General features: G+C 58.6%; 4 protein-coding genes and 3 tRNA genes. All 7 read right to left on the bottom strand.

Annotation, left to right across the window (positions count from 1 at the left end; translation table 11 throughout):
- Nucleotides 1-188: GTP-binding protein (locus BMY03_RS25915; RefSeq protein WP_244891356.1), on the bottom strand; the 188-nt coding region annotated here is incomplete at its 3' end.
- 79 nt (nucleotides 189-267) lie between these two features.
- Nucleotides 268-343: transfer RNA gene (locus BMY03_RS25920), tRNA-Thr, on the bottom strand.
- Between the two features lie 28 nt (nucleotides 344-371).
- A tRNA-Gly gene (locus tag BMY03_RS25925) sits at nucleotides 372-445 on the bottom strand.
- Between the two features lie 24 nt (nucleotides 446-469).
- A tRNA-Tyr gene (locus BMY03_RS25930) sits at nucleotides 470-553 on the bottom strand.
- A 152-nt stretch (nucleotides 554-705) separates the two neighbouring features.
- On the bottom strand, nucleotides 706-1131 hold the full coding sequence (locus tag BMY03_RS25935) for a hypothetical protein (protein WP_023631086.1): 426 nt from the start codon (nucleotides 1129-1131) through the stop codon (nucleotides 706-708).
- Nucleotides 1132-1142: 11 nt separating this feature from the next.
- Complete coding sequence (locus tag BMY03_RS25940) at nucleotides 1143-1892, bottom strand: pantothenate kinase (protein ID WP_023631085.1); 750 nt, start codon at nucleotides 1890-1892, stop codon at nucleotides 1143-1145.
- Nucleotides 1882-2841, bottom strand: a complete 960-nt coding sequence (gene birA, locus BMY03_RS25945) for a bifunctional biotin--[acetyl-CoA-carboxylase] ligase/biotin operon repressor BirA (RefSeq protein ID WP_023631084.1) — start codon at nucleotides 2839-2841, stop codon at nucleotides 1882-1884. Before birA ends, BMY03_RS25940 begins: the two co-directional genes overlap by 11 nt.
- Nucleotides 2842-3049 lie beyond the last annotated feature (208 nt).

Below are 3049 nucleotides of genomic sequence, written 5' to 3' on the forward strand. Positions count from 1 at the left end.
ATGGTGATACCGCGAGCTTTTTCTTCCGGAGCCGAGTCGATCTTGTCGAACTCAACGACGGCCGAACCGAAAACTTCGGAGCAGACGCGGGTCAGCGCTGCAGTCAGAGTAGTCTTACCGTGGTCAACGTGGCCGATAGTGCCGACGTTAACGTGAGGTAGCGAACGATCAAACTTTTCCTTAGCCATCGATACAGTCCTCCGCAGAAGAAATAGTCATACCGCTGATAAAACAAAGGCAGATATTTTCATATCTGCCTTGTTTATATGGAGCTCTTGAGCGGACTTGAACCGCTGACCTCACCCTTACCAAGGGTGTGCTCTACCAACTGAGCTACAAGAGCGAAACACTTTGTGCAACAACAGCAAACTTGGAGCGGGTAGCGGGAATCGAACCCGCATCATCAGCTTGGAAGGCTGAGGTTCTACCACTAAACTATACCCGCGGAGCTTGCGGCTCTCGCTAAAACTGGTGGAGGGAGAAGGATTCGAACCTTCGAAGCTCTCGCAACGGATTTACAGTCCGTCCCCTTTGGCCGCTCGGGAATCCCTCCAGATGTGGCCGGCATTATATTTGTCTGCCGTCCCAGTGTCAAGCGTTTTTTCAAATTTTTTCAATCAAATCTGAAACTTAGCTGCTTTGACACTGCCTCCAGATCTACCACCTAGGTGATGTTCCCTGTGAAGCGGGCGCCATTCTATCAAGCTATTCGGCAGTTGCAATACCCTCGCACAAAATAATTTTGTGTTTTAAGTCTTTGAAATCCTTGGAAAGAGTCGAGAGCACAGCCGGGTCCAGCAAACGCTCGCTTTCCGGGGCAACCTTGAGCCAGAGCCCGTCGGCACCCGGTAGCTGACCAACCACTGGCAGGGCAGCGATATCCAGACTGACCAGCCGCTGACGCAAGGCCTCGAGCTGCTCGGGCGCAGCCATGCCCCCAACCACCAGGCATTCGTCACGGCGCCGGACGGGCGCCGCAACTCCGGTTTCACGCAACAGGCGGATTTCCTGCTGAGAACCTTTGTACAAAGCCAACGGGGCGACTTCCTTGACCTTCAGGGGAGCTTCCTGCTGATGCCACACGTAATAAAAGACGTTGAGCACAACCAACAGCAGAAACAACCAGCGCATAGTCAGTCACCTCAGTTCAATGGACAGGCCATGGCCAAACCGACGAATACCAAGTCCGGCACGATCCGAGCCTTCGGTGCCGCCTCCTGTACCAAGGGCGCATCCCCACCGGTCAGAAACACAGTGAAGTCCTCACCCCACATCGCCCTGGCCTGCTCGATCTGGGTACGGGCGAAGCCCTGGAGCATCAGCACACAACCACGCTCGACCGCCTCGACGGTCGAGCGCCCCGGCGCCAGGCTGCTCAGGGCGCGCTCGGCCGACGCATCGTCATAGCGAATACGCCGGGTATGGGTGCGCAACTGGCTACGCATCAGCGGCATGCCCGGGCAGATGTAGCCCCCCAGGTGCTCACCATTGGCCGCGACGAAATCGGCCTTGGCCGCGGTGCCGAAATCGATGACCAGGCAAGCTCGCCCGGCCAGGTGATAGGCGCCCAGCGCGCCCAGCCAGCGGTCCATGCCCAGACGCTGATAATCGTCATAGCCATTGCGCACGCCGGCCATTTCCTGCACAGGCTGGGCCACGTTTACCTCGACCCCGAACGAGGCCTGGATCAATGCGCACAGCGATGAAGTTTCCTCCTCACTGCGCACGCTGACCATGCGGCAACCAGTCAGACTCAGGCTAGAGAGCCCTGCGACAGCTGCGACCAATGCCTGATCGGAGTCCACGATGCCGCCACCGTTGATGGTGCAGTCGGCTGCATGGATGACGCGCCACTTGATAAAGCTGTTTCCACAATCGAGCTCAAGAATCATCACGCAACCTCAGGCTCAGCTCGCCGCCGCTGAAGCTCTTCTCCACACCATCGACCTCCAGACGCAAGCCGCCCTGCCCATCCACCCCCAGCGCGACACCTTCGATACGCGAAGTGCCCGCGACAAGCGAAACTTTGCGCCCCTGCCACAGGTGCGCCTGCTCCCATTCCTCTTGGAACGCAGCGAAGCCATAGCGGCGATGGCGACCAAGTTCGTGTTGCAACTGCTGGCTGAGCACCGCCACCAGGTGGTTGCGATCCACCAGCTGCCCAGCTTCACCGCGCATCGAGGCCCATTGCTGATCGATCTGTTCGTTGCCCTGCATGTTTACATTGATGCCGATACCCAGCACCACATGGCAGACGTCCGCAGGATCCCCGACCAGCTCCAGGAGTATTCCGGTGATCTTGCGCCCGTCGGCAAGGACATCATTGGGCCACTTGAGCCCCACATCCTTTAGCCCGAACGCCTGCAGTGTACGCATCACCGCCAGGCCAACCACCAGGCTCAAGCCCTCCAGCTGACGCATGCCGCCATCAATGCGCAAGACCAGGCTGTAATAGAGGTTTTCCGCAAAAGGACTGACCCACGGACGCCCACGACGACCGCGACCTGCACTCTGGCGCTCGGCCAGCACCAGAAACGGCGCCGCTTGCCCTTGCGCAATCAGCCTCAGCCCTTCGGCATTGGTGGAGTCGATGGTGTCGTGAATGAACACCGGCCACGGCTCGCCCTGCGCGAACTTGGCGATTGCCTGCGCTTCGAGCAGGTTCAACGGCGCCGCCAGCTGATAGCCGCGGCCACGTACCTTGTGAATGGTCAGGTTCAGTTCGCTCTCCAGGTGCTGCAGCTGCTTCCAAACGGCGCTGCGACTCACCCCGAGGGCGGCCCCCAGGGCTTCTCCGGAATGGAACCGGCCATCCTTGAGGAGGTTCAACAACTTCAGCATGCCAATCTCGACTCGGAATAAGGCTGGCATGATAGCCACGCCCCGAGGGCTTGCATAGGAAAAGGGCTACCGCTGCCATTACAGGCGACGGGCTCCTACAAGGGTGGGTGTTAACTTGCCAAACGCGCAAAGACAAAACCCCTACCTGCTCGCGCAGATAGGGGTTTTGCGAAATGAATCTTGACGATGACCTACTCTCACATGGGGA

It is taken from the genome of Pseudomonas soli (assembly GCF_900110655.1).
GTDB lineage: Bacteria > Pseudomonadota > Gammaproteobacteria > Pseudomonadales > Pseudomonadaceae > Aquipseudomonas > Aquipseudomonas soli.